This is a genomic window from Cupriavidus sp. YAF13 (assembly GCF_052113425.1).
In the GTDB taxonomy this organism is placed as follows: domain Bacteria; phylum Pseudomonadota; class Gammaproteobacteria; order Burkholderiales; family Burkholderiaceae; genus Cupriavidus.
In genome coordinates, this window is record NZ_JBFRDD010000026.1 from 16,909 (window position 1) to 39,289 (window position 22,381).

21 protein-coding genes and 4 pseudogenes are annotated in these 22,381 nt (G+C 59.0%); 16 read left to right on the forward strand and 9 right to left on the reverse strand.

The window, feature by feature from the left end:
* Positions 1–14: 14 nt before the first annotated feature.
* Positions 15–842, forward strand: coding sequence for an NAD-dependent epimerase/dehydratase family protein (locus tag AB4061_RS20755; RefSeq protein ID WP_441637049.1), 828 nt, complete (start codon positions 15–17; stop codon positions 840–842).
* 180 nt (positions 843–1,022) lie between these two features.
* Here AB4061_RS20755 and AB4061_RS20760 read toward each other — a convergent pair whose 3' ends face one another.
* Complete coding sequence (locus tag AB4061_RS20760; RefSeq protein WP_441637207.1) at positions 1,023–1,379, reverse strand: hypothetical protein; 357 nt, start codon at positions 1,377–1,379, stop codon at positions 1,023–1,025.
* Between the two features lie 54 nt (positions 1,380–1,433).
* Here AB4061_RS20760 and AB4061_RS20765 point away from each other — a divergent pair, with 54 nt between their 5' ends.
* On the forward strand, positions 1,434–1,583 hold the full coding sequence (locus tag AB4061_RS20765; RefSeq protein ID WP_441637209.1) for a hypothetical protein: 150 nt from the start codon (positions 1,434–1,436) through the stop codon (positions 1,581–1,583).
* On the opposite strand, the gene AB4061_RS20770 is transcribed toward AB4061_RS20765, so the two are convergent.
* Positions 1,543–1,797 (reverse strand): transposase, encoded by a 255-nt coding sequence (locus tag AB4061_RS20770; protein WP_441637051.1) that lies wholly within the window; start codon positions 1,795–1,797, stop codon positions 1,543–1,545. The two genes, AB4061_RS20765 and AB4061_RS20770, sit on opposite strands and share 41 nt — an antisense overlap.
* Positions 1,798–2,329: 532 nt before the next feature.
* Here AB4061_RS20770 and AB4061_RS20775 point away from each other — a divergent pair.
* Positions 2,330–2,485, forward strand: coding sequence for an H-NS family nucleoid-associated regulatory protein (locus tag AB4061_RS20775; RefSeq protein WP_441637201.1), 156 nt, complete (start codon positions 2,330–2,332; stop codon positions 2,483–2,485).
* A gap of 185 nt (positions 2,486–2,670) precedes the next feature.
* On the opposite strand, the gene AB4061_RS20780 is transcribed toward AB4061_RS20775, so the two are convergent.
* Entirely contained in the window at positions 2,671–3,117 is a 447-nt protein-coding gene (locus AB4061_RS20780; protein WP_441637053.1) for a ProQ/FinO family protein, read from the reverse strand.
* 335 nt (positions 3,118–3,452) lie between these two features.
* On the opposite strand from AB4061_RS20780, the gene AB4061_RS20785 reads away from it, so the two are divergent.
* The 3 genes from AB4061_RS20785 to AB4061_RS20795 are packed head-to-tail and all read left to right on the forward strand — an operon-like array spanning position 3,453 to position 5,466.
* Positions 3,453–3,953: a hypothetical protein gene (locus tag AB4061_RS20785; protein ID WP_441637055.1), complete on the forward strand. Its 501-nt coding sequence runs from the start codon at positions 3,453–3,455 to the stop codon at positions 3,951–3,953.
* A gap of 60 nt (positions 3,954–4,013) precedes the next feature.
* Entirely contained in the window at positions 4,014–4,658 is a 645-nt protein-coding gene (locus tag AB4061_RS20790; RefSeq protein WP_441637057.1) for a Mu transposase C-terminal domain-containing protein, read from the forward strand.
* A 7-nt stretch (positions 4,659–4,665) separates the two neighbouring features.
* Positions 4,666–5,466 carry a TniB family NTP-binding protein gene (locus tag AB4061_RS20795; protein ID WP_441637059.1) on the forward strand — a complete coding sequence of 267 codons (801 nt, stop codon included), beginning with the start codon at positions 4,666–4,668 and terminating at the stop codon, positions 5,464–5,466.
* A 107-nt stretch (positions 5,467–5,573) separates the two neighbouring features.
* On the opposite strand, the gene AB4061_RS20800 is transcribed toward AB4061_RS20795, so the two are convergent.
* Positions 5,574–5,819 (reverse strand): hypothetical protein, encoded by a 246-nt coding sequence (locus tag AB4061_RS20800; RefSeq protein WP_441637061.1) that lies wholly within the window; start codon positions 5,817–5,819, stop codon positions 5,574–5,576.
* 18 nt (positions 5,820–5,837) lie between these two features.
* A complete protein-coding gene (locus AB4061_RS20805; RefSeq protein WP_441637063.1) occupies positions 5,838–5,993 on the reverse strand; it encodes a hypothetical protein in 156 nt (51 codons plus the stop codon).
* A gap of 685 nt (positions 5,994–6,678) precedes the next feature.
* Here AB4061_RS20805 and AB4061_RS20810 point away from each other — a divergent pair.
* Positions 6,679–7,014, forward strand: coding sequence for a hypothetical protein (locus AB4061_RS20810; protein ID WP_441637065.1), 336 nt, complete (start codon positions 6,679–6,681; stop codon positions 7,012–7,014).
* Positions 7,015–7,216: 202 nt separating this feature from the next.
* On the opposite strand, the gene AB4061_RS20815 is transcribed toward AB4061_RS20810, so the two are convergent.
* Positions 7,217–9,427 (reverse strand): amylo-alpha-1,6-glucosidase, encoded by a 2,211-nt coding sequence (locus AB4061_RS20815; RefSeq protein ID WP_441637067.1) that lies wholly within the window; start codon positions 9,425–9,427, stop codon positions 7,217–7,219.
* A 16-nt stretch (positions 9,428–9,443) separates the two neighbouring features.
* Entirely contained in the window at positions 9,444–10,520 is a 1,077-nt protein-coding gene (locus tag AB4061_RS20820) for a glycosyltransferase family 4 protein (protein WP_441637069.1), read from the reverse strand.
* Between the two features lie 842 nt (positions 10,521–11,362).
* Between AB4061_RS20820 and AB4061_RS20825 the strand changes: the two genes are divergently transcribed.
* Positions 11,363–12,142 (forward strand): DUF4397 domain-containing protein, encoded by a 780-nt coding sequence (locus AB4061_RS20825; RefSeq protein WP_441637071.1) that lies wholly within the window; start codon positions 11,363–11,365, stop codon positions 12,140–12,142.
* A gap of 142 nt (positions 12,143–12,284) precedes the next feature.
* On the opposite strand, the pseudogene AB4061_RS20830 reads toward AB4061_RS20825, so the two are convergent.
* A pseudogene (locus AB4061_RS20830) lies at positions 12,285–12,398 on the reverse strand (IS5/IS1182 family transposase); the annotation flags it as partial.
* Between the two features lie 64 nt (positions 12,399–12,462).
* Between AB4061_RS20830 and AB4061_RS20835 the strand changes: the two are divergent.
* Together AB4061_RS20835 and AB4061_RS20840 are read left to right on the forward strand one after the other, a co-directional pair.
* Positions 12,463–13,173: pseudogene (locus tag AB4061_RS20835) on the forward strand (fumarylacetoacetate hydrolase family protein); the annotation flags it as partial.
* Between the two features lie 144 nt (positions 13,174–13,317).
* Positions 13,318–13,536: pseudogene (locus AB4061_RS20840) on the forward strand (IS66 family transposase); the annotation flags it as partial.
* 622 nt (positions 13,537–14,158) lie between these two features.
* Here AB4061_RS20840 and AB4061_RS20845 read toward each other — a convergent pair.
* Positions 14,159–15,283, reverse strand: coding sequence for an AraC family transcriptional regulator (locus tag AB4061_RS20845; RefSeq protein ID WP_441637073.1), 1,125 nt, complete (start codon positions 15,281–15,283; stop codon positions 14,159–14,161).
* Between the two features lie 530 nt (positions 15,284–15,813).
* On the opposite strand from AB4061_RS20845, the gene AB4061_RS20850 reads away from it, so the two are divergent.
* The 6 genes and pseudogenes from AB4061_RS20850 to AB4061_RS20875 form a co-directional block, all read left to right on the forward strand.
* On the forward strand, positions 15,814–16,302 hold the full coding sequence (locus AB4061_RS20850) for a tautomerase family protein (protein ID WP_441637075.1): 489 nt from the start codon (positions 15,814–15,816) through the stop codon (positions 16,300–16,302).
* 291 nt (positions 16,303–16,593) lie between these two features.
* On the forward strand, positions 16,594–17,532 hold the full coding sequence (locus AB4061_RS20855; protein ID WP_441637077.1) for a 3-keto-5-aminohexanoate cleavage protein: 939 nt from the start codon (positions 16,594–16,596) through the stop codon (positions 17,530–17,532).
* 361 nt (positions 17,533–17,893) lie between these two features.
* Positions 17,894–18,802 (forward strand): alpha/beta hydrolase, encoded by a 909-nt coding sequence (locus AB4061_RS20860; protein ID WP_441637079.1) that lies wholly within the window; start codon positions 17,894–17,896, stop codon positions 18,800–18,802.
* 56 nt (positions 18,803–18,858) lie between these two features.
* The gene (locus AB4061_RS20865) at positions 18,859–19,662 is read left to right on the forward strand and encodes an enoyl-CoA hydratase/isomerase family protein (RefSeq protein ID WP_441637081.1); all 804 of its coding nucleotides are present in this window, start codon (positions 18,859–18,861) and stop codon (positions 19,660–19,662) included.
* A gap of 664 nt (positions 19,663–20,326) precedes the next feature.
* Positions 20,327–21,160, forward strand: a complete 834-nt coding sequence (locus AB4061_RS20870) for an OmpW/AlkL family protein (RefSeq protein ID WP_441637083.1) — start codon at positions 20,327–20,329, stop codon at positions 21,158–21,160.
* A gap of 365 nt (positions 21,161–21,525) precedes the next feature.
* Positions 21,526–22,356: pseudogene (locus AB4061_RS20875) on the forward strand (acetyl-CoA C-acyltransferase); the annotation flags it as partial.
* Positions 22,357–22,381 lie beyond the last annotated feature (25 nt).

Below are 22,381 nucleotides of genomic sequence, written 5' to 3' on the forward strand. Positions count from 1 at the left end.
GGAGAAGGAAGGTCATGAAAGTGGCATTGAGTGGAGCGAGTGGTAATGTTGGCCGCATCCTGCGGGTTGAACTTCAAAGGCGTGGAATTGATTTGCGCTCGGCGGGGGGCATGGAGCCGCTGACGCCGCTGCACGATGGTGAAGAAGTGATGCACGGGGACCTGAGGGATCCGGCCGTGGTCGACCGCATGCTCGCGGGCGTTGACGTGCTCGTGCACATGGCCGGTACCAGCCTTGAGCGTTCGCTTCAGGAGATCATCGAAAACAATCTTGTCGCGCTGCATCAGGTATACGAGGGGGCGAGGCGCCACAAGGTGCGACGCATCGTTTTCGCCAGTTCGAACCACGCCTTCGGCATGCATGCGATAGACGCCCGGCTGGGGCTCAACGCCGAGGTCCGGCCCGACGGTCTCTACGGCCTGTCGAAAGTGTGGGGCGAAGCGATGGCCCGCATGTACTGGGACAAGCATGGCATCGAAGGCATCTCTCTGCGCATCGGCACGACGATGGGGCGCCCCCCGGAAAATTTCCGACAGCTAAGCACATGGATGGGCACCGAAGACCTAGTGCAACTCGTGATGCGCTCGATCCAGGCCAACGACGTCGGGTATGCGGCGGTATGGGGCATCTCCGCCAACACCCGTGCCTATTACGACCTCAAAGAAGGCAATGCCATCGGCTATGCGCCAACGCAGAATGCCGAGGACTGGGCGAGCGAGATCCTAGCGCAGCCCACCCCGCTGGACCCGATCGCGCAACACTTCCAAGGTGGGCCATTCGTGACGATCGACTACACGCAGGAACAGCAGAGGCCGTCGAAAGCGCAGGGGTTGCATCGATGATCAGCTCGCCAAGCCGGCCGCCCGGCGAGTTCAGGCTTGGTCCTTGCCTTCGTATGGACACTCGCCTCTCGTAAAGAGTAGTGAAGCGACGTTGCGCGAATTCCTTCCAGTCGACAGTTGAACCTACAGCCCGCGGCAGCGGACGTCATCGGGCGGGATGTAAATCCACTGGGCTGCAGCTTACCTGCTTTCTGATGGCAAGGTGGTCGCACGAGCCGATGAAGCGGGCCATCGGAGATGGCAGACGAGCGCCGGTGGAATCGTTCGTGCCGACATCCGGGGCCACGGCGACTCGACAATCGAGGCCTCGCCGGCCGGCATGAACGCGACCTGCCAGCCCCGGCTGGCGAGCAGGGCCGCCTGGGTGTCCCACATGGCATGGCTGGACAGGATCGAATGGCTGAGGAAGACTGCCGGCGCAGCCGGGTCGCCCTCACTGACGACGTGGATGCGCTCGCGTGCGGGCAGCGTGATGTCAGTGATGCGGGGGCTATGAGAAATGAGGATTAAATCATCAGTAACTATGATGTGAAGCACGCCCCGGAATTCGCCGTAACGTGTGCCGGAGCCGCTACCCAAGGAGAGACAACCGTGACCCATTTGCTCGACAAAGACAGCTTCCGGACCGCCCTCGAGGAACTCGTGCGGGGCAAAAGTGCCAACTTGTCGTCGTTCAGCCAGGCCTGGGCGCAAGGCAAGCTCAGCCGCGCCCACCTCGCACGCTGGGCCGAGAACCACTAACCAGTACGTCGGCCCGTTTGCCGACTACCTTGGGTACATCTAGGCCGTCATGACGTGTGCCTGCGTCACGCTCGGCCTGTGCAACCCAGTTGTAAATGGTCTGAGCCGTGGGTTCGAACTCTTTGGCCAGATCTTCGGGGCTGCGACCGGCATGGACCAAGTCAACCACTTGTTGACGGAAGACAGTGCTGTACGGTGGGCGCGTTTTCGGCATGGTGCACCCCCTGTTTACCCAAGATAGGCACTGTCCGAAAAAGCGGGTCACCTCCAGTCGAACTTGATTCCGCCGATTTTAATGCCTTGCTCGAGCGGGACCTCGCAACGCGGGATCGAGTCTCACCGGGACACCATCGTGCTCTGATTACAATTAATGGCCATGTTTTTCTCAAGGCTATGCAGCGGGACGGGCGTGGTGGTCATTAGCGCGAGCTTTAGCTTTAAAGGCAGCTGTTGGAAGTTTTCTTCAACTTGCGTTTGGCCTATTGTCTTGAACTCCCCTGGACTGCAGGAGGCAGCTCTTACCCGTGTTCTCTTGCGGACAGAGTCCGCCGTCATTTGATTTCATGAGAGCAATCCAATCAGTACCTCACGAGGCATTCCGGCGTTCAAGTCGGGGCACAAACTCGGAGCCGCTGGAAGCGGGCCGTCTATTTGTATCTGGCAGCAGAGACTCTGCCGACAAACAAGCCGCGATCTTGTGGGTCCGAATGCAGATGGTCCGAAACAGCATTTCCTTCGATGACCTTATGCATGCTGGTTGTTTTGAGGATGCTGCCAAACCGCAAGCAGTGCGCTACCGGAGTGCGGATGGTCGTGTTTGGGACGGTAAAGGCGAGCTGCCAGATTGGCTGCAGAGGGCGGTGAATGCCGGGCAGAGCATCGAGCATTTTCGAGTGAAATAGCTTTCTCGCACCCACATTGGCAATTAGCGGGCGCCGTTAGCGGAAGTGATCGCTCAACAGCGACTGCCTTGCGCCGAACGCGGCGCGCCGCGAGCGTTCATCATCGTGCCGACGCAGGCATGATGCGAGGTCGCGTTTCGTCGGCGCACGACGCCGCGCTGCCGGCGCGACATCCCCATCACGGATCAGTTGGGCTTCGGGGCGGTCACGGGTCGAGATTGCGCTCGCGCTGCACGACGGGCTTGCAGTTGCTGCGCGCGGTCCGCATCGACTTTTGAAGCGTGTCCCGCCTCCTGCCCCGCCAGATCCACGCGCGGGGCACCTTCCACCATGCAGGTCCAGTAGCGAGTGCCGCGGCACCAGGTCCGAATCGCGTCGCGCAATACCGGCTCCGTCAGGGCAAGTTCCTCCACGTGGGGGAGGAGATCCTCGAAGATGCCGATCTTGAGCGGTACCTTGGGCGCAGGATTCTTCGGAAAGGTTTGCGGGAAGCGCTTTTGCAGCTTCGCGATGGCCTGCAGCACCGGATCGACGGGCTTAGCGGGCTCATTGACGGGCTTCGCTGGGCGGGCCGAAGCCTTCGGCGGTGCGCGACGCGTCTTGGCCGGCCGTGAAGTGTAGTAAAGATGCAACTTTACTACGCAAAAGTCGCATCTTTACTACACTTCACGGCTTGCACTCTTCTTCAGTGTACCGGTTGCGCAGACGCTTTCTAGAAGACCCGGTGACAGCGTCATTGCTGCCGTCTCCGTCAGGTCCACGTCAAGGGCAATACATGCTGTCGAATGAAGTGGAGGCAATCGTTCAGGACGTCCTATCCGATTGGCTTCCGCGGCAGAAGCATCTCGCCCATCCCCTTCATGAGATTTGCCGAGAGGTCCGCATGCGGTGCGCCGTTGCAGGCGCCACACCACCTTCCAGGCCAACAATCTCCCGCCGGTGGGCCGACTACCGTGACAAAGAATGCATGAAGCTTTCAGGCGCAGCGCCGGGCCATCTTGTCGCACAGCATCCGTTGGATATTGTGCAGATCGATCACACACTTGCCGACATCATGCTGGTCGATGAGGTGTTTCGCCACACGCTTGGCAGACCGTGGCTGACGCTGGCAATCGACGTCGCGACACGATCAGTCGTGGCCATATATGTCGGTTTCGACCGCCCTAACGCGGCGACTGTCGCTCTACTTCTCACGCGGATGGTCCTGCCCAAGGCGCCCTGGTTGGCGAGCCGGGACGTTGCTGTAGATTGGCCGACGCATGGCGTGCCGAAGGTATTGCATCTCGACAACGCTGCCGAGTTCAAAAGTAAGGCACTGCGAGCGGGCTGCAATCAATACGGCATCGAGCTGATGTATCGCCCGCCTGGCCGACCCTATTTCGGGGGCCATATAGAAAGACTGAACCGTACCATGATGGAGAAGGTGCACAGTCTGCCAGGCTCGACCGGATCGTCGACGAAAGGATGAAAGGCTCACAAGCCGGAAGCGGAAGCCGCATTAACCCTTCCGGAGTTCGAGCAATGGCTGATGTATGAAATCGGACAGACCTACCATCACAGTGCCCATCGAGGTTTAGGCGGCGCGACGCCATACTCCGCGTGGTCGACGTTGTCTGAAGCACCGAAGCCGCGGCTTCTTCCCGACTCAGCGGCTGAAGAACTTCGCTTCCTCATTCAGTTCCTGCCAATGAGCCGACGCACCATCCAGTCTGATGGCTTGACGCTGTTCTATCTGCACTATTGGCATCCGATCTTCACCGCCTGGCGGGCGGCTAACCGTCGCGTCGTGGTGCGATACCATCCAGAGGACCTATCGAGAATCTTCGTCAGTGCCGATGGCAAGGAATACGTTGAGGCAAGCTTTGCCGATTTACGTCGTGGCCGAATCTCCCTGTGGGAGCAAAAGGCGGTACTCAAGCATCTCCGATCGCAGGGAAAATCCCACGTCACGGAGTCTGCGATATTCAACGCGATCGCTGCGCAACGCAGCATCATAGAGGGGGCAACAGCGAAGCGGCGATCTGCAGACAGACGAGGAAGAGCAGGGGAGACCTCGCCTTTCCCGGCGAGCAGGCAGGCCAGTCAGCAGGCGAAATCCCTCGAGGCGTCGTCGGCAACGCCGGATGTCGACTACAGCAAGCCGCCTCCAATTTATCACGTAGAGCAACTGTGAACTGGCGATGAGTGCTTCCTTGACACACCTTCTGCCGGAGGTCCGTTCTTTAGCAAAGAGCGACGACAATGTTCGTATTCTTGCCCTGGCCCGCGATAGATGGATTGACTATCCCCGCGCAACACAGGCGTTCGAGCTCTTGGACCGATTGGTGAAGATCCCTCCACGGCAGCGTATGCCGTGCGTGCTGCTGTACGGCGAATCGAACATCGGAAAGACCCAGGTTATCGCGAAATTTGAACGGCGCCTTCCTCCGGAATACGACGAAATTGCGGGCGTGGAGCGCCGGAAGGTGGTGTCTATGCAGATGCCACCCACGCCCGACCAGAACCGCTTCTACACATCGCTGCTGTTCGAGCTTGGAGCGCCGTTCAACGCATCAGCGAGGCTAAACGTGCTTGAGCATCTGAGTCGCGAGTTGCTTTGGAAAGTTTCGCCGCGCATGCTGGTTGTCGATGAAGTTCATCACCTCTTGTCGGGAAATTATCGCGAGCAGCGCGCCTCCCTGAACCTGCTCAAGTTTCTGGCCAACGATCTCCAGATGACGATTGTCCTTGTGGGGACGCACGATGCTGAGATAGCACTTCAAACCGATTCCCAAATGAGCAGTCGCTTTGCGCGCTTCGAGATGCCTCGATGGCAGGAGTCGGAAGCCTTCCGGGGACTGTTGGCGGCATTCGAACGCGTACTTCCTTTGCGACGACCGTCAAACCTGTCGAGGCGACCGTTCGCCCTGGCAAGCTGGGAGGCTCGCCAGAGGGCGGGATGGATGGATTCTGGATTGGGCGTCGGCATGGCTGTTGGTTGAGTCCATGCAACCGAGTTTACTGTATATATATACAGTGGTCACGAATTTCTTTTCCGGACTTGAAAGTGCCTTAATGACTGCTTATTGAGCGAGCGTCTGTCGAGGTTTTACTCGGGGGCGTCTCCGAAGACCCGGATGGCTAGGTCGTGCTCGAATTTGGTCGACCAAGAATCACGAGACCCTGCCGCATACTGCATCATTACACCTGTCTCTGGCCTCAGCACGCTGACCAGGCGATCCTGTTCCCCGGCCATGTCGCAGACGCTAAAGTCGGCGGCGATGAACCCGTGCCGACGACAGGCATTGGTAAAGGCTTCGCGCTCCGCAGCAGGAAACGCCTCAAGGGTTGCCATGACAAATCCTCCAATCGACTAGCCAGCCAGCTTGCGGATGGCCGCACCAATTTGTTGCACCTTTCTAGTATCGGCGTACTCCGCCCACGGATCGATGTAGCCGGCGGCTTCCACGCGCTGCAGGGCGGTCTGGATCGTCCAATGATCGCCCGCTGTCAGTTCCTCCAGTTCCACCTAGGAGGCCGGCATCGAAACCCCGAGACCTGGCCGCGCTGCCAGGCGGCTGGCCGGTGGGTGCCGCGAAAAGCCTTCAGCCTCGCCAGCGCGCGGACAATCAGCCGCGTTGGGATCGTGGCGCCATGCGGGGAATTTTCAGTACGAAGAAGCACCATGTCCTGAAACGTGAAGAAAAGCTTCCGGCGTGGCCCGCGTGTGGGCGTGATGATCACCCTCGGTGACCAGCCTAGTGGCCATCGAGCGCGGGATGCCCAGCATCGTCCCGGTGTCGTTCAGGCGTACGTTGGCATTGGCCCGTCACTTCTTCGCCGATGAACTCGCTTGGCGTGAGTTGGCGCCGGCGCGGTCGCCACTGTGGCACGCTTCCCAGTCTTCTTGCTCTTGCCCTCCGCTGCAGCTGCTGAGGTCGCTGCCTTCGTTCCACCCTGTTTGCGCTGGGCCATGCTTGCGCGCAGGGCTTCAGATGGACGCCGGACCGAATTTCATTCAGCGTTCCAGAATCCGCACAACTGTGGACTTTCGGTCTCCGGGGAGCGCTTACTGCCACAAGGCCTGGCGCGGTGCGTTTCGAGTTGGCGGGCGCGTTGCCCCTTGACGACCCATTTAGTGATGGTTGAGCACCACGCGTGATCCGCACAGGACGCTCATTCGGCAAATACCAGGTCCTATGGGTTCCTCTTTTATGCTTCCGCTCGAAGGGAGACGCCTGATCGCCATCGCCCTGCTGCTTTGCGTGACCTGGCCGCGGGTTAGCGCGGGTGCCCTCGCATGGCCTCCGTCCGAGGGCATTGGCCGGGCCTCTGGCTGCAAGACCTTGGTTGATATCGCTCGTGACAGCTTGCTGTCGGACCTTGATGCAGGGTGCCCACCCGCCTACCTATTCCGCTGCGAGGGGAAAAATCGCGGCGTGAAATCGATCATCGACTACATTGATGCTCAACGCCAGCAGGGCGGCGACGAATGTGATATCGCCCTCGAAGTACTCGATCGGATACGCGCCTTGCCACCGCAGCATTAGCAGCTGAGGTCGGCCGAACTGGCGGGAACCCCGGACTAACTCCGATTTGGGGACCATTGGCAACTGGTGCATGGCATAGGATGCCGGCCGGCTGGATCCGCAATCCTCAGGCGCCGCGTTTGGGCCGCGTTTCCTGACCTGTCTCGTGGGGCGAGCGCGGCATGGCTTCGAACTGGTGTACGGGCATGGAAGCTGGCGGCGGCTAGTTCCGCGTGACTATCCGGATCGGCCCCTGCCGGGCCAACACGTCAACCACCACACGCTCGCCAGAGCGGCGCACCGCCACGTCGGCGCTGCCGCCACCGACGGCCAGGTTGCGGAATACCACTTCGTCAAGGAAGGGCGGCAGCGATGGATCCTCGAAGGTGATCGCCGGCTCGCGCGTGTCGAAGTTCAGCCCCAGGCAGGCCTGCAATAGCAGCAACGGAGCGGCGGCCGCCCAGGCCTGCGGCGAGCAGGCCACCGGATAGAACGTCGGCCCCTGGCTGCGCTGGCGCGGGAAGCCGCAGAACAGCTCCGGCAGGCGTCGCAGGTCGATATAGTTGGAGGCTGCGAACAGCCCCTCGAAGATGCGGCTGGTTTCCGGATGGAAGCCGTAGCGCGCCATGCCAGCGGCGATCAGTGCGTTGTCATGCGGCCATACCGAGCCGTTGTGGTAGCTCATGGGGTTAAAGCGTGCCGCATCGGCGGACACGGTGCGGATGCCCCAGCCGCAGAATGAGGTGCTGTCCATCAGCGTTGCCACCACCGAGGGCGCTCGCTCGGGGAGCGCGATTCCGGTAAACAGCGTATGGCCCGCATTGGAAGCACGTATGCGACAGGGGCGCTTGTCGCCGTCCAGCGCCAGCACGTAGGTGCCCAGCGCCGAGTCATAGAAGCGTTCGTCGAACGCCTCGCGCAGCAATTCAGCCTTGGCTGCGTAGGCCGCTGCGCCCTCGTTGTCGTTCAGCGCCGCGCGGATCGCCGCAGCGGCCTGCCAGGCGCCATAGGTGTAGGCCTGCACCTCGGCCAGCGCAATCGGGCCGGGGGCGAGCCGCCCGTCCTCATGGAAGACCGAATCGCGGCTGTCTTTCCAGCCCTGGTTGATGAGGCCTTCCGGTGACTGCCTGCCATATTCGACAAACAGGTCGCCATCGCGGTCGCCATAGTCGGTAATCCAGCCCAGCGCGGCCTGTATGTTTGGCCACAGCGTGCGGATGGTCTCGACATCGCCGGTGCGCCGCAGGTAGGCGCCAGCCAGCAGCACGAACAGCGGCGTGGCATCCACGCTGCCGTAATAGAGCCCGAACGGCACTTCCCCAAGTCGTGCCATCTCACCATGGCGCATTTCGTGCAGGATCTTGCCCGGCTCGGCATCGGCCTCGGGATCGACCGTTTTCGCCTGCATCGCGGCAAGGTATTGCAGCACGCCGCGGGCAATCTCTGGGTCCAGCCAAAGCGTTTGCAACGCCGTGATCAGCGCATCGCGCCCGAACACGGTGCTGAACCACGGAATGCCGGCATACGGGTAAGGCCCGTGCACGGTGTTGGTCAGCAACATGTAGAGATCAGATACGCTGCGCCGCACCACCTCGTTGAAGAGTTCGTTAGAGGTGGTGATGGATGCCGCGCGGCGTGTCGCGTGTCGCAACTCTCGCCGCGAATGGAGCAGGGCGCTAAGGAAGGATTGCGTCTCCTCGGCCTTGCGCTGCACCGACTTGCAGCGGATTTCCATGCGAAGCACCTGGGAGCACGACGGCTCGAGCGTCAGGGTGAAACTCGCGCCGTATCCACCTAGCTCGGCCGGCGCCGGGTCGAAGGCGAGCCGGGTTTCGCGCAGCCCCTGGTCCAGGCCGGTATAGCTCAGCGTGACCGCGGCGCCCGTGACAACCGGCGCATGCACCGTGCCACGCCGCAGCCGCTGAGTGCCGCGCACTTCGAACAGGTCGGCGAAGTCGGCATCGAAGGCAATATCCACGCGTACACGCCGTGACACCTCGTCATAGTTGCGCACGCTCAGCCGCTCGTAGCAGGCGCCATTCCACAGGAAGCGCGACCTGCGCAGGTGGATCAGGTCGTGCTCGAGCCTCACCTTGCCATCCTCATCAAACAGGTCTGGGTTGGTCAGGTCGCAGGTCAGCGCGGCGTTGTCGTCGCGCAGTGTCGAAGATAGCAGCATCGGCCGCTCGCCGTCGATGGTTAGCCGCAGATAGGACAGGTGCCGGGTATCGAACTGAAACAGTCCCTCGGGGCTTCCAGGCGCCCCGATCGCATCGCCGTTGTGGTCGAACAGCGCGAAGGTGTCGCCGTGCTTTAGCGTGCGCGGGCGCCGTTCCTGCAGCGACGCCGCCGCTGGGATGTAGAACTGAGCGACATGGTTGGCACCGGCGACTAGCCCCGGGCTCGCGGGTAGTTCATTGGGGTCCGTAAGCATGGTGAGATTCCTCCGTTCACGCGAGCGCCGGTTCGCCGGACCCGCCTTCCGACGCGTCTTCGCCGGGTTCCGCCAGGCTCTGGTAGATGCGCACATACTCGAGCGCCATCCGCTCAACGGTGAAGCGCGCTTCGAAGGCTGCCCGCACGGCGGCGCGCGGCAGTGTGGCCGCGCGATGCACCGCCGCCACCGCTTCATCAATACTGCGCACGATAAAGCCGCTAACGCCAGCCTCAATCACTTCCGGCACCGAGCCGCACGCAAACGCGACTACTGGTGTGCCGCACGCCATCGCCTCGATCATCACCAGCCCGAACGGTTCCGGCCAGTCGATGGGAAACAGCAGCGCGCGCGCATTGCCAAGGAAGGCGGCTTTGTGATGTTCGTCGATCTCGCCGATGTAGTCGACTTCCGGGTGCCCCGCCACCAGGGGGCGGATGGTGCTCTCCCAGTAGTCGCGGTCAACCTTGTCGATCTTGGCGGCGATCTTCAGCGGCATTCCGGCGCGTGCCGCGATCTCGATGGCATGGTCGGGACGTTTTTCCGGCGAGATCCGACCGAGGAATGCCAGGTAGTCGCCGCGTGGATTGGTGCAGCAGGCCAGCAGGTTCGCCGGCAGCCCGTGGTGTACGGTGCCGGCCCAGATCACCGGCGGCATCGGCGCGCGCTGCGCGGTGGAGACCGATACCAGCGGGAAATGCGGGAAGTGCGCGTAGAACGGCTGCAGGTCGGGCAGGTCCAGACGGCCATGTAAGGTCGTCACGGCCCGCACGGGCATGCGCTGCAGCAACGGGAAATGCAGCATGTCGATATGGAAATGCAGCACGTCAAAGCTGCTGGCACTCGCCATGACGCGGTCCAGCATCATTACATAATATGGCAACGGATCGCGCACGCGCGTATCCAGGCGCAGCGCCATGTCGCAGCACGGTACCAGCTCGGCTTGCGTGGTCGAGTCCCCGCTTGCGAACAGCGTGACTTCGTGGCCCTGCCGCACCAGTTCTTCGGCCAGATAGGAAACGATGCGCTCCGTGCCGCCATACAGGCTGGGCGGGCAGGGCTCCGCTAGTGGTGCAATTTGCGCAATCCTCACATTGGCATCCCGGGTCGTTTAGGACTACGCGGCTTGTCCGCGACAGGGCCTGGACTGATGAGCGCAAACTGCCTCCTACGTGCAGGTGCGCRTCAAGGCGCTGCTCGGGCCGCGAGCGGAAATCCTGTTCCCACATTAGTTCAAGGCGATAGGAAGTTCGCCTTCATTAAACAAGATCCGCGACTGGGTGACCCGCCAGCTGCATGGGCCAACCGCAAAGATGTCTTGACCCGCCTGCCTACGCACTTTAGTGATCTCGGGACACCCGCCGTTGACGTTCAGCTCGCCCTCCAGTTGCTGGTGCTACGCCGCATCTACGTAGGGCCTGAGGCAGCGGGCTCCTCAATCTCGACGGTTTTAGTGGTAAACGACAATGAGAACGCCGCGCCTGCTCGCCTGATGGACCCCCTTCCCGCGCCGCGCGCGCAGGCCGCCGTGGAGGTGTCAGACGGTGCTCGAAGGAGGAAGGACTCCATGTCAAGCAGGTTATCCAGCCGGCCCGTCGGGGCGGCGGATGCGGCCCCCGATCAAGGCCAAGCGCGATGGCCAGAACAAGTAGGGATCGCCTAGTCGCTTCGCATAGCGAAGGTCCCGCGCTCGCCGTGCGCTGTGCGCCAGAAAGCCCGCAAGCTTCTCACGCCTGACTTCTGTCGGAATCGTCCGACATTGAATTCGGAGCGGGGCACCTGCCTGCGCCTGTGGTTAATACCTATCGTTGCTTCATTGGTGATACGCAATTGCAGGACTTGCAAGCATGCGCCGCCACATTTGCACTTTGGCCCCGTAGCATGCCGCTGCCGAGCACGCCAGCGCTCCAAAGTTCCAACGCATAGAGGTGACACATGTTCCGATCCCAGACCCGTCTCGTCCTTGGCCTAGCGCTAGCCGTAACTGCAGTCCTCTCGGGATGCGGCGGCGGGGATGACAGCATCGGTGCCCGCATCGGCGTCAGTGAGCCGACCGTGCGTGTGATCCATGCTATTACCGGCGGCCCTAACGTGGATGTGCTGCAGAACGGCACCAAGACAAATCTGCTGAACGAGCCCTACAAGTTTGTTTCAAAGTACTTCAACGTGGACGAGGGCAACCAGACGTTCTCGTTCAATGTTGCCAGCACGGGAACTGAACTCGGGAGGACCACGGTGAACACGCACACAGGCCATAAATACACGGTAGTGGCCCTGCCCGGTGCTACCGCGGCGGATGTACTGCAGATCGACGACCCGTTTGAGAAGGGCCTGTTCTCCGACAAGGCTCGCGTTCGCAGCCTGAACGCATCGTTCAATGCACAGAATGTCGATATTTACCTGACCGTCCCGGCAGCTGACCTGGCAGCGGCAACGCCTACGTTTGCAGCAGTCGCCTACAAGTCAGCGGTACCTGCATCGGGCAGCGATTCGATCGACCTGAATGGCGGCACCTATCGCCTGCGCATCACCACGGCCGGCACCAAGACCGTGATCTTTGACTCGGGTGCGCTGACGCTGGCCGACAACGCAGACTGGCTCATCACCACGATCCCAGTCGACGGCATCGGTGCAACAGTACCGAACAAGATCAAGGTGCTGGTCGCCCGCGGCGATGACGAGTCGCAAGCTGGACTTGAGTTGGTGACCCAGTAAGCGGCTTCATTCCCGGCGAAAGGCTGGTCCTGCGGGCCGGCCTTTTTTTGTGCGCCCGGCAAGGCGCACTGACTGAGAGTGGAAGTCCCTTACACACAGCCTGGCGCAGATGGAATCGTGTCGACGAACGCGTCGAAGACGTCGAGTCATGACGATTGGCGCCGGTCACAGTCAGCGCTATCGGTGCACCGCGCCGGTCTACGGCGAGGCGACGCTTGCTGCCGAGTTTTCCACGGTCGGTTTGATTCCTCCCTGTCTGTTGGCGCAGACCTCTCGGTCAACGCCCGCCAAAATCGCGTGGTGAAGCGCCTGGATTTGGACCATGCGAGCGGCTCGACTTCGAATTGGAGATTGGATTCTACGTTGGGACCGGAAATCCTCAAGGCACCTCCGTGCCAATTGGCTCTGCCAGCAAACAGATTGCTGGCTTCTCACTCCTCAATGATTGGTCGGCGCGCGATATTCAGCGATGGGAGATGTTTCCATTGGGACCCTTCTTGAGCAAAAGTTTCGCGACGACCGTGTCACCGTGGATTGTAACCGCCGAGGCACTACTACCGTTTCGGGTACCCGTGCTGGCGCGTAGAGCCGACGAGCCCAATCCGCTCCCGTATTTATTTGATTCTGAAGATCAGGAATCCGGCGCTTATGACATCGGACTTCGCGTTCTTCTGTCCACGGAAAAGATGCGTGAGCGTGGGGATCTAGCCGTGGAAATTCTTAACTCAAACTCCCGGCATCTCTACTGGACACCCGCACAGATGGTTGCGCACCATACAGTCAATGGCTGTAATCTGTTGCCTGGAGACTTGATTGGTACAGGTACGATCTCCGGCCCGACGAACGCCGAACTGGGCAGCATGCTGGAACTGACGGTCGGGGGGCAGCAGCCAATCAACCTTCCAAATGGTGAGCGTCGAGCGTTCTTGCTTGAAGGGGACGAAGTGACTCTGCAAGGGCGATGCGAGAGGACGGGCTTTGCCTCCATTGGATTCGGATCATGTGCCGCGACAATTGTTGCGAGTCCGTGACTAGCGCGCGTCCACACTGAGCCCACTCATGCAAAAGCAGAGACGCCCAGCAGGCGAGCGAGCAGAGCGCGTCTCCGGAACAGGAGCCACGCAAACCACTCCCGGAGGCCGGCTGGCACTGGCACATATTCCACGGCAGTCACGAAACTGCATGCCGACGATGCGCCAGTGCCGGTGCTTGCGCCGGGCAATGGCAAGAGGACGACCGGGCGGCTGTGGGTCTACGTGCGCGACGACCGGGACTCAGGCGACATGACGCCGCCGGCGGTCTGGTTCGCCTATACACCGGATTGCAAGGGCATCCACCCGCAGCAGTACCTCGAATCGTTCAGCGGCACGCCGCAAGCCAATGCCTACGCTGGGGAAATCCGCACGCTGCGTTCTGTGGGAACCGGAGGCGGGTGACTGCTTCCGGTGACCCTGTGCTGGGGGTGAAACTCCCCCGGCCTACTGTGTGTCCAGCGCAGGCTGGCGTGTTCAGCATGGGTTAGTCCTGCCGGGGTAAGAGTCAGGCGCCCCGTAGCTTGGATAGCAGGGTGACGGGAAACCAAAACTCTGAAGCCTAGCGACAAGCGCCTCCTTGGGAGGCGTGCGAGTCATCGGGCCGTAACAACAGTGAACGTGATGTGGCCTTGAAAAGGGGAAGATCCGAGGGCCGAGCCTCCAGTAGACGGGCGGGCGAAGGAGGACGTAACACGCCGGGAAGCCGCCGAGATCGGATTGGCACATCAAGCGTCGCTTTCCGGCAGTGCAAGCTGAGCGAGCGCAATCATGACGAGCGACGAGTTAAACCGTCGGTTGGGTCATAAGCTCCGTCAGTTCGGACTGTCGCCGCTCTGCTGACGCTTTTACGGCTCTCCCCCGCGCGATGGCGGCACTCACGCGAACGAACGCCATCGCGACCGTGCGCTGCCGCGCGGCATTGCGCGGGCGTGTTCTACTCGTTATTAGCAGCTAAGCAAACGCAGTTCAGTTTCTAGCCAGCTCAAAGGCGCGGATTTGAGTTGATCGACGCCTCGGACGGTGGTTGCGAGACGTTCTTGTCCTCCGGATGTCTCACGTCACTCGGCGTCCGGCCTGTCCACCTTTTGAAAGCCTTACGGAAGTTGGACGCGTCTGAGAATCCTGTCTGCTCCGCTATCTGCTCGATCGTCATCGTGGTTTGCTTAAGGAGCCGGAAGGCCAGTCTTTGGCGCACCTCATCAACAATTGACGTATATGTGACGCCTCCGGCCGCGAGGCGGCGATGCAGCGTCCGCAGGGATAGTCCTAGTCTTTCGGCTACAGAATCGATATTTCCAAAGTCACCCTTTTGATTCATAAGCATGGCGGTAATGGTAGATACCAGGTCAAGGCCTTTGGTTTCGTCTATTAGTGGCGGATCCCACGAGAAAGACTGAAGGATGCTCGTGGTCATCGGATTCGCGTTCGGCAGCACCAGATCACGCGCTAGCGCGTCGTAGTGCCATTCGTTGACCCCCGCGTCGAATTCGATGGGGCAGCCGAACAGCGTCTCGTACTCGCGCCAATACGAGGGGGCGGGATATGAGACGAGCACCCGAATCGAGGGAAATGGCGCCTCCAAAATATTGCAAAACAAACCATTCATCGAGCTGCACCAAAACTCGCTAACGAACGGCAATGCGTCTCCTAAAAAAGTGGCATTGGGCGCGAACAAAATGCCGAGGTCGCCTTCGATGCGAGAACCTAGTGGAACGGTATGCGTGGCGCGCGGAAACTGCTTTAGGCCCAGATCGAGTGCGTCGCCCAGCGTGCGGCAGCTTGCCATTGCGTATCCGAAGACGCAAAAATCGCTCATGCGTTGTCTTTTACCAGCGCAGATTCCTAGATCCGGCCGACCGGATAGACGATGCGCATTGTCATAGACTACTAGCCGTTGTCGACGCGAGACCAGGGATCGGGGGTCACTTAGCTGGTTAGTCGTTATCCCAGAGCCCGCCAGCAACTGGTCGGCCGGCACACCTTGGTCTGCGAGTTCTGCAAATAATGCGCGTAACCCAAACACCCTCTGCGTTGGAGCATCCAGCGCCAAATTTCGCAGGTAGTCGGGAGAGGTCGGCGGCGGGTCATCCGATGATATGTTAAGCACAAGGTTTCTCCGAAGAAAGGTCCGGGCTCGCTGATTTCACAAGACAGTGTTCGATGCTATCGGTTACAGCTACGTCCCGTTGATGTAGCCTCGTTGTCGCCGCCGTTGCAYCGATCCAATATCGCGCCGCCAGTGTCGGAAATTTGACACCAAATGACCTCTACGTTGGCACCGTCGAACCTCGCTGGGTCTCATAGCGCCACGTATCATCCGCTCATAAGGTAACGGTTTCCTATCAGGGATAGCCCCTAAGAGATCGACAACCATAGACCTGTCTTTCACCCGTCTGTAACGCGATAGCCACAAATTTACTGGTTGAATGAGCTTGAGAAGACGATTTCGCCTAATTGATCGGTCAACCGCTATTCGCAGGCGTGAGTGCGTCGTTAATGGCGAGCACGCGTCAATCGTTACCCAAAGACGAGCAGGTAGGTGAGGGTTAAAAGTTAGTCGCGGCAGGTAGCGACGGGTTCCTTGCTAGAAGCAAGGTAGTTGTTAATACGTTGGTCGACATGGACTGGAGAGAGACTATGCCATTGTGGAAGATTTATCACCCGGCCGGGGCATACGCTGCCGAGGACAAGAAGGCTATGTCCAAGGTAATTACCGAGGCGTACGCGCAGATACCGATTCCGCGGTTTTATGTTGTCGTAATCTTCGAGGAGCTAAAAGAAGGTTCGTGCTTCGTTGGCGGAGAACCACGCAACAACTTTGTTCGGTTCAAGATCGACCAGATTGCAAGGACGATCCCAAGCCCGATTGGGCGGGAGTTTTGGATGAGGACGATCGACGAACTCGTTGCGCCCTGGGTGCGAGATCGAGGCTTCGACCGCGAGTTCTCGATTGCCGAACTGCCTGTTGACCTGTGGACGGTTCAGGGCGAAATTCCTCCTCCCTTTGAATCTGTAGCCGAGAAGCGCTGGATCGAGGAAAACAAGGCCGGTCCGTTTACTTTCGCGGAGAAGATCCCCGCGAACATGAAGTCTCTTGGGACAGGGCCGGGAATGACCGGAGCCTAGCGGATTGATAAGCGCCCAGCGACTGGGTGCTTCCCAATTGCCTGAATCAGGCTTTGGCGCATCGTGTGAAAAGTAATGCGACTAGCCATTTTCAAGGTTAGTCCTGCATACAACACCTGCGCGCAAAAGTGACAAGTGAGGTGAAGTCCGCCGAGGCATGTCTTGGCTCATTTTCGAACTGCTACGGGCCGGAGACAGGTCACATACCTGCCGCCCCGGACCGCCGTTCTAATCACCGGCGACAACACGTCCCGCGCATATCAAGTTTGTGTTTCTCCGAGGAGACGCTCCATGAGCGCAGAAAAACGCAAGGTCATCATTACCTGCGCCGTAACCGGCTCTATACATACACCGACGATGTCGGAGTACTTGCCGATTACTCCCGAACAGATCGCAGTACAGTCTATTGAAGCGTTCGAAGCCGGCGCCGCTATTCTTCACTTGCACGCTCGCAATCCGGTAGATGGACGCCCTTCGCCCGCCCCGGAGTTGTTTGAACAGTTTGTCCCTCGAATCGCCGCCGAGACCGACGCCATCATCAACATCACAACGGGAGGAGGCTCCTCCATGACGCTGGAAGAACGACTCGCATATCCGCGAATTGCTAGGCCAGAGATGTGTTCTCTTAACATGGGTTCCATGAATTTTTCGATTCATCCGATCGCAAACAAGATCAGACAATGGAAATACGACTGGGAAGGCCCAGCGGTCCAAGCGACCGAAGACGCGATTTTCAAGAACACGTTCAAGGACATAAAAAACATCGTCACGGAACTGAGCGAGCACGGCACTCGCTTTGAGCTCGAGTGTTACGACGTCGGCCATCTCTACAACCTTGCGCACTTTGTCGATGAAGGGTTGATTAAGCCGCCTTTTTTCATCCAGTCCATTTACGGAATTTTGGGCGGTCTCGGCCCAGATCCTGAAAATGTCACAATGATGCGCACTGTCGCGGATCGCCTTTTCGGTCGGGAATCGTATGAGTTCTCTGTGCTTGGTGCGGGCCGCCATCAGATGACACTGCTTACCGCTGGGGCAATCATGGGTGGCAACGTCCGGGTCGGCTTGGAAGATAGCATTTTCATTGAAAAGGGCAAGATGGCTCGGTCGAACGCAGAACAAGTCAAAAAGATTCGTCGGATCTTAGAAGAGCTTTCCTTCGACATTGCTACACCAGCAGAGGCTCGTGAAATCCTCCGGCTGAAAGGCCGAGAGCACGTCGGGTTCTAACTGACCTTGACGATTCTCGCTCTCCCGAGGCGATGCTGGGCGAACCGGATGAGCGGACGTACGCAAGCGCCTTCGCGCCGTCTGCGGGTAGCTGCATTGGCACCAACTCACCCCATTTTTGGCATTCCTCAACCTTGTGACGCCCGGATCACGGTCACAGAATCACTACGCCGGCTTATGGATGCGGCGCGGCGCAAAGCGTGCCGTCGTCCCGCATTGGAAGGTGCGGGCGCTTCGCGTCATCCTTCGGACTGTTCTAAGGCGGCTTAACGAGCGCGGGGAGATGGCCGTTATAGTCCGACAGTAATCGGTCTACCCACGGTGTAGAAAAAACCAAACAAATAGCTAGGAGGCACGTGCTGTGAGACAAGATGTTAGCTTTAACGCAGAGGGCGTGACGTTGCGGGGATGGCTTTACAAACCAGACAGCGGGACGTCGGCATGCGCCGCCGTCGTGATGGCACACGGCTATTCAGCGGTGAAAGAAATGTATCTCGATAGCTATGCCGACGCTTTCTGCGATTCCGGTTTTGCCGTCCTGGTTTTCGACAATCGAAATTTCGGAGCTAGCGACGGTACTCCTCGATACGAAATTGACCCAATACAACAGGTCCGGGACTATCGGAATGCCATTACTTTTATATGCAGTTTGGATGGCATTGATAAGAATCGGATTGGCGTATGGGGATCTAGTTACAGCGGTGGTCACGTCTTGATGCTCGGCGCGATCGATAGGCGAGTCAAATGCGTCGTGTCACAAGTTCCCTTTGTGTCGGGGAAGCAGCTCATTGATCGAGCTGTCCGGCCTGACCATCTTCCTGCGCTGCGGGCCACGCTCGACGAAGACCGAATGCGCCGTTTCTCTGGCGAGATTCCCGCGATGATTCCGGCGGTAAGCGAAGATCCGGCCTTACCAAGCGCGATGCCTCAATCGGACGCGTGGGAATGGTTCTCTGTAACCGCGCAGTCTCGCGCACCGGCATGGAAAAACGAGGTGACCCTTCGGTCAATCGAAATGTTGATGGAGTATGAACCGGGCTGTTACGTGTCTGCCATTTCTCCGACTCCACTCCTCATGGTTGTAGCGGCTGCCGATCACGTGAACCCCGGAGACTTGCAGCTAGGCGCATTCAAYCGGGCACTCGAGCCCAAGAAGCTTGTTGTAATTCCAGGTGGTCATTTCGATGGATATGCGGGGCCCAGTTTCGATGTCAGTAGTCGTGCGGCAGTGAGCTGGTTCAAGCAGCATCTCTCGCCAACTGTATCGTGATGTCCGCGACTGGCGATCAAGGCTGGGGGCACGGCGATAAATCAATGGAGACAACGATGGGCAAAGTTTCATTTGAAATAAATAATCAAATTGCTGTCGTCAAATTTTGCAATCCGAACAAAGGATTCATGGACTTTGACATGCTCGCCCAGCTTAATGGGGTTATGGACACGCTAGAGGCCGACCCCAACGTGCGTGCAATTATCTTCACCGGCGGACAACCGGAAGAGTTCGTTCGGCATGTGTCCGTTGAGGATTTGCTTGCATTTGGCCAAATGGTCCGCACTGGCCGGGAAGCTGGCCTGCCGGACCCGTTGGGTGCGCGCAGCCCGCTGCGGGCTGGTTGGGAAAAGATTGAACATTCGCAAAAGCCCACGATTGCCGCTATTAACGGCTACTGCATGGGTGGCGGACTCGAAATTGCGCTTTGTTGCGACATTCGGATCGCCGGACCCGGTACATACACAATAGGACAACCGGAGATCCAGATTGGCCTTATAACGGGCGCCGGCGCTTCAGTGAGGCTCGCTCGAGCAGTGGGTGCTGGGAAAGCTCTCGAATGGGTGTTACGTGGCCGCCTTTTTTATCCCGAAGAAGCTGCGAAAGAAGGTCTGGTTCACCACTATGTGACTGAAGACGTGGTAACGGCAGCGCTGCAGATAGCGAACGAGTTTCTCGACAAGCCCGCCGCAGCGCTCTCATTCTACAAACAGCTTGTACGTTCGAGCGAGGATCAACCTCTGTCGGAGAGTCTAGACCGTGAAGCTGCTGGCTTCATACACATGATGTCCTACGACAAACAGGCGATACGAATGATGAAGGACTATGTTGCAGGAGGCCACAAGCTCAAGAAGGTCTAGCGGCCAATATGAATGCGTCGGCCCCAAACAACCGCGTTTGATGTCGGGCCGTTGCATTGGGCAAGGGTCACTAAGTGARCAACTGATAATCGCCTGAAGCGGTCCGGTGAGTTGGTTGGAAGCCGTCTCAAGCGCCCCCGTCACGACGCCCTGTGCAAAGGCCAAAAAGATGGCACTTGCGATCCAACCGCTGGATGGGACGATCTGGAAGAAACTCAATGATCGTCGACTCATTATTGGACAACAATCTGCCTTGTAGTGCCGACGTATTCATAAGCTATGCCAAGGATGTGCTGACGGTTTGGAAGCCAAAATCGTTGCGCACGATTGGCCCCTGATTGGCTCGATCCGGATCCCGTGGCAGGAATTCGAATTACGGAGTTCAGGAACAGGTGAGCCAAACGACAATGCTATGTCAGGGTTGAGGCAGTCAAAGATGAAATGGCGGTCGCTTTGTATTTCTTCCGTCATGAAAACGGCCCGTGGCGCGTTTTTCCACCGGCTCCCGAGCGTCCCGCAATGCGCCTGATATGAACTGCGAGAAGGGTCTCAATCAAGAGAGCGAGAGGGAAGCGACTGGACTATGCCTACGAATTGTGGCGCTAGATTGGGTGTGAACGATTAGCTGATCGGTAGGCCGATTTTTACTGAAAGCACATACCGCGTGGCGCAACGAAGCTGTGGCGTCGGAAAAATATGTGAAGGATCGATAAAAATATTGGAGACGGCTTTGAAGCATTTAAAAATAGTGACTACGCTCTGCATGGTGGCCGCCACTCTTCATCCATGTTGTGTTCGTGCGCAAAGTGCAGGAAGCTTTGTAACTACGTTTGGTGCATCATGGCTCGATTTTCCGAACTCAAGATCGCAACCGATTGTCAGCTCTTCGGTATTTGGGACTTTTACGTCGCCGGGAACAAATACTGTAGTTCATAATGCGGTTATGCCTTCGATGCTTCTTACCTATTTCATAACAGATCATCTGGCAGTGGAAGGAGCCGTAGCTGTGCCGCCAAAGCTGGAAGTTGGTGCCCAGGGAAATGTGGCGGCTTTCGGAGTCGGAGGACCTGTTTTACCGCTTGGTGAAATTAAACCACTCTTCACCGTGCGGGCGTGGGCGCCCATAGTTGTCGCGAAGTACTACTTTGGAGGGGCGGAGAACAAGATAAGGCCTTTCCTGGGAGTCGGCGTTAACTATTCGTGGTTCAGATCGGTCCAATTGAATCCGCTATTTTCCGGAGCGTTAAGTCGGCTCGCGGGTCCGGGTGGAAGCGTCGAGGCGTCGTTGAGTTCGTCGTGGAATCCGGTGCTTGCGGCTGGCTTGGCGTATCGGATCAACGTGCGCTGGATGCTCACCGGGTCGGTGACCTGGTTTCCGCTCAAAGCCAATGCGAGCTTCAATGCAGTAAATGCGAACGGGCAAGTCRTTGTTTCGAACAGCACCCGCATGTCGGCGGCTCCACTAATTGTGAACGTCGGTGTCGGATACGAATTTTGAAGATACAACATAAAGCGCTTCTGGCTCGCTAGGCCGAGCCGCGCCTAGATTGAAGTACAACGCCACGCGTTCTCAAGGCCGAAGTGGTGCAGAATACTTTAGGATTTTCAAAAAGGTCCCGTCGTCGATGTATTCGGCTTGACGCCACCATCTAAGAATGCCATACCCATGGGAATCTGCACGGCTCCCACGCGCGAATGAAGTTATCCAAGAATGGGTTCGTCAACGATTTGGGGGAAGGCTGCCTGGATCTTCAGAAAGAAGTAATAGTCACCACGAAGGCGCCTCGGTCAGAGGGGCGGGCGTCGCTCGGCATCGACCTGGGGCTAAAGGATTTCGACGCAACGCCGGTCAAGCTGCTGCGAATAAGCTCGATTTCCTGCGTGCAGAACCAGGCCAACATGCACATGTATTTCGACCCCTGGTTGGTCGAGCACAAGCCCGAGCTGTATTGGAGCATGTTGCAGACGGGCGAGGTGGTCGCGAAGCGCTATGGCGTCACGAAGGAAGCACAGGACGTGTACGGCGTGCGCATCCAGCAGGGGGCGGCGGCTGCTGCGCGGGCCGCCAGGAAATTTGACGACGAAATTGTGCCGATGATGACCACGATGGGTGTGGTCGACGAAGCGGGCCGCGTCACGACTCGTGAGGTCGTCGTTTCCGAGGACGAAGGCATCCGAGCGGATACGACGCTGGAAGGGGTGTCGCGTCTCCGTTCCGCCTTGCCAGGAGGTGTCATCACGGTCGGCAATGCGTGCCAGTTTTCGGACGGCTCTTCGGCGTGCGTGGTAATGAACGCGAAGCTCGCTGAGCGTCGCGGCATCGAGCCTCACGGGCCGTTTCGCGAGTTCGCAATCGCTGGCTGTGAGCCCGACGAGATGGGTGTCGGTCCGGTGTTCGCCGTCCCACGCCTGCTGGAACCGGCCGGCGTCAAGCTGGAAGACGTTGGGCTGTGGGAGTTGAATGAGGCGTTCGCCAGTCAGGTGCTCTATTGCCGCGACAAGCTGGGTAGTCCCGATGACCGCCTCAACGTCAACGGCGGTGCCATCGCGGTCGGCCATCCCTATGGCTGTACCGGTTCGCGACTGACGGGGCATGCGCTAATTGAGGGTAAGCGCCGCGGCGTTAAGTACGTCGTAGTGACTATGTGCATCGGTGGCGGGCAAGGTGCTGCCGGTCTGTTTGAAGCGCTTTGAAAGCGTTCTAATCACCTAGAAGGAG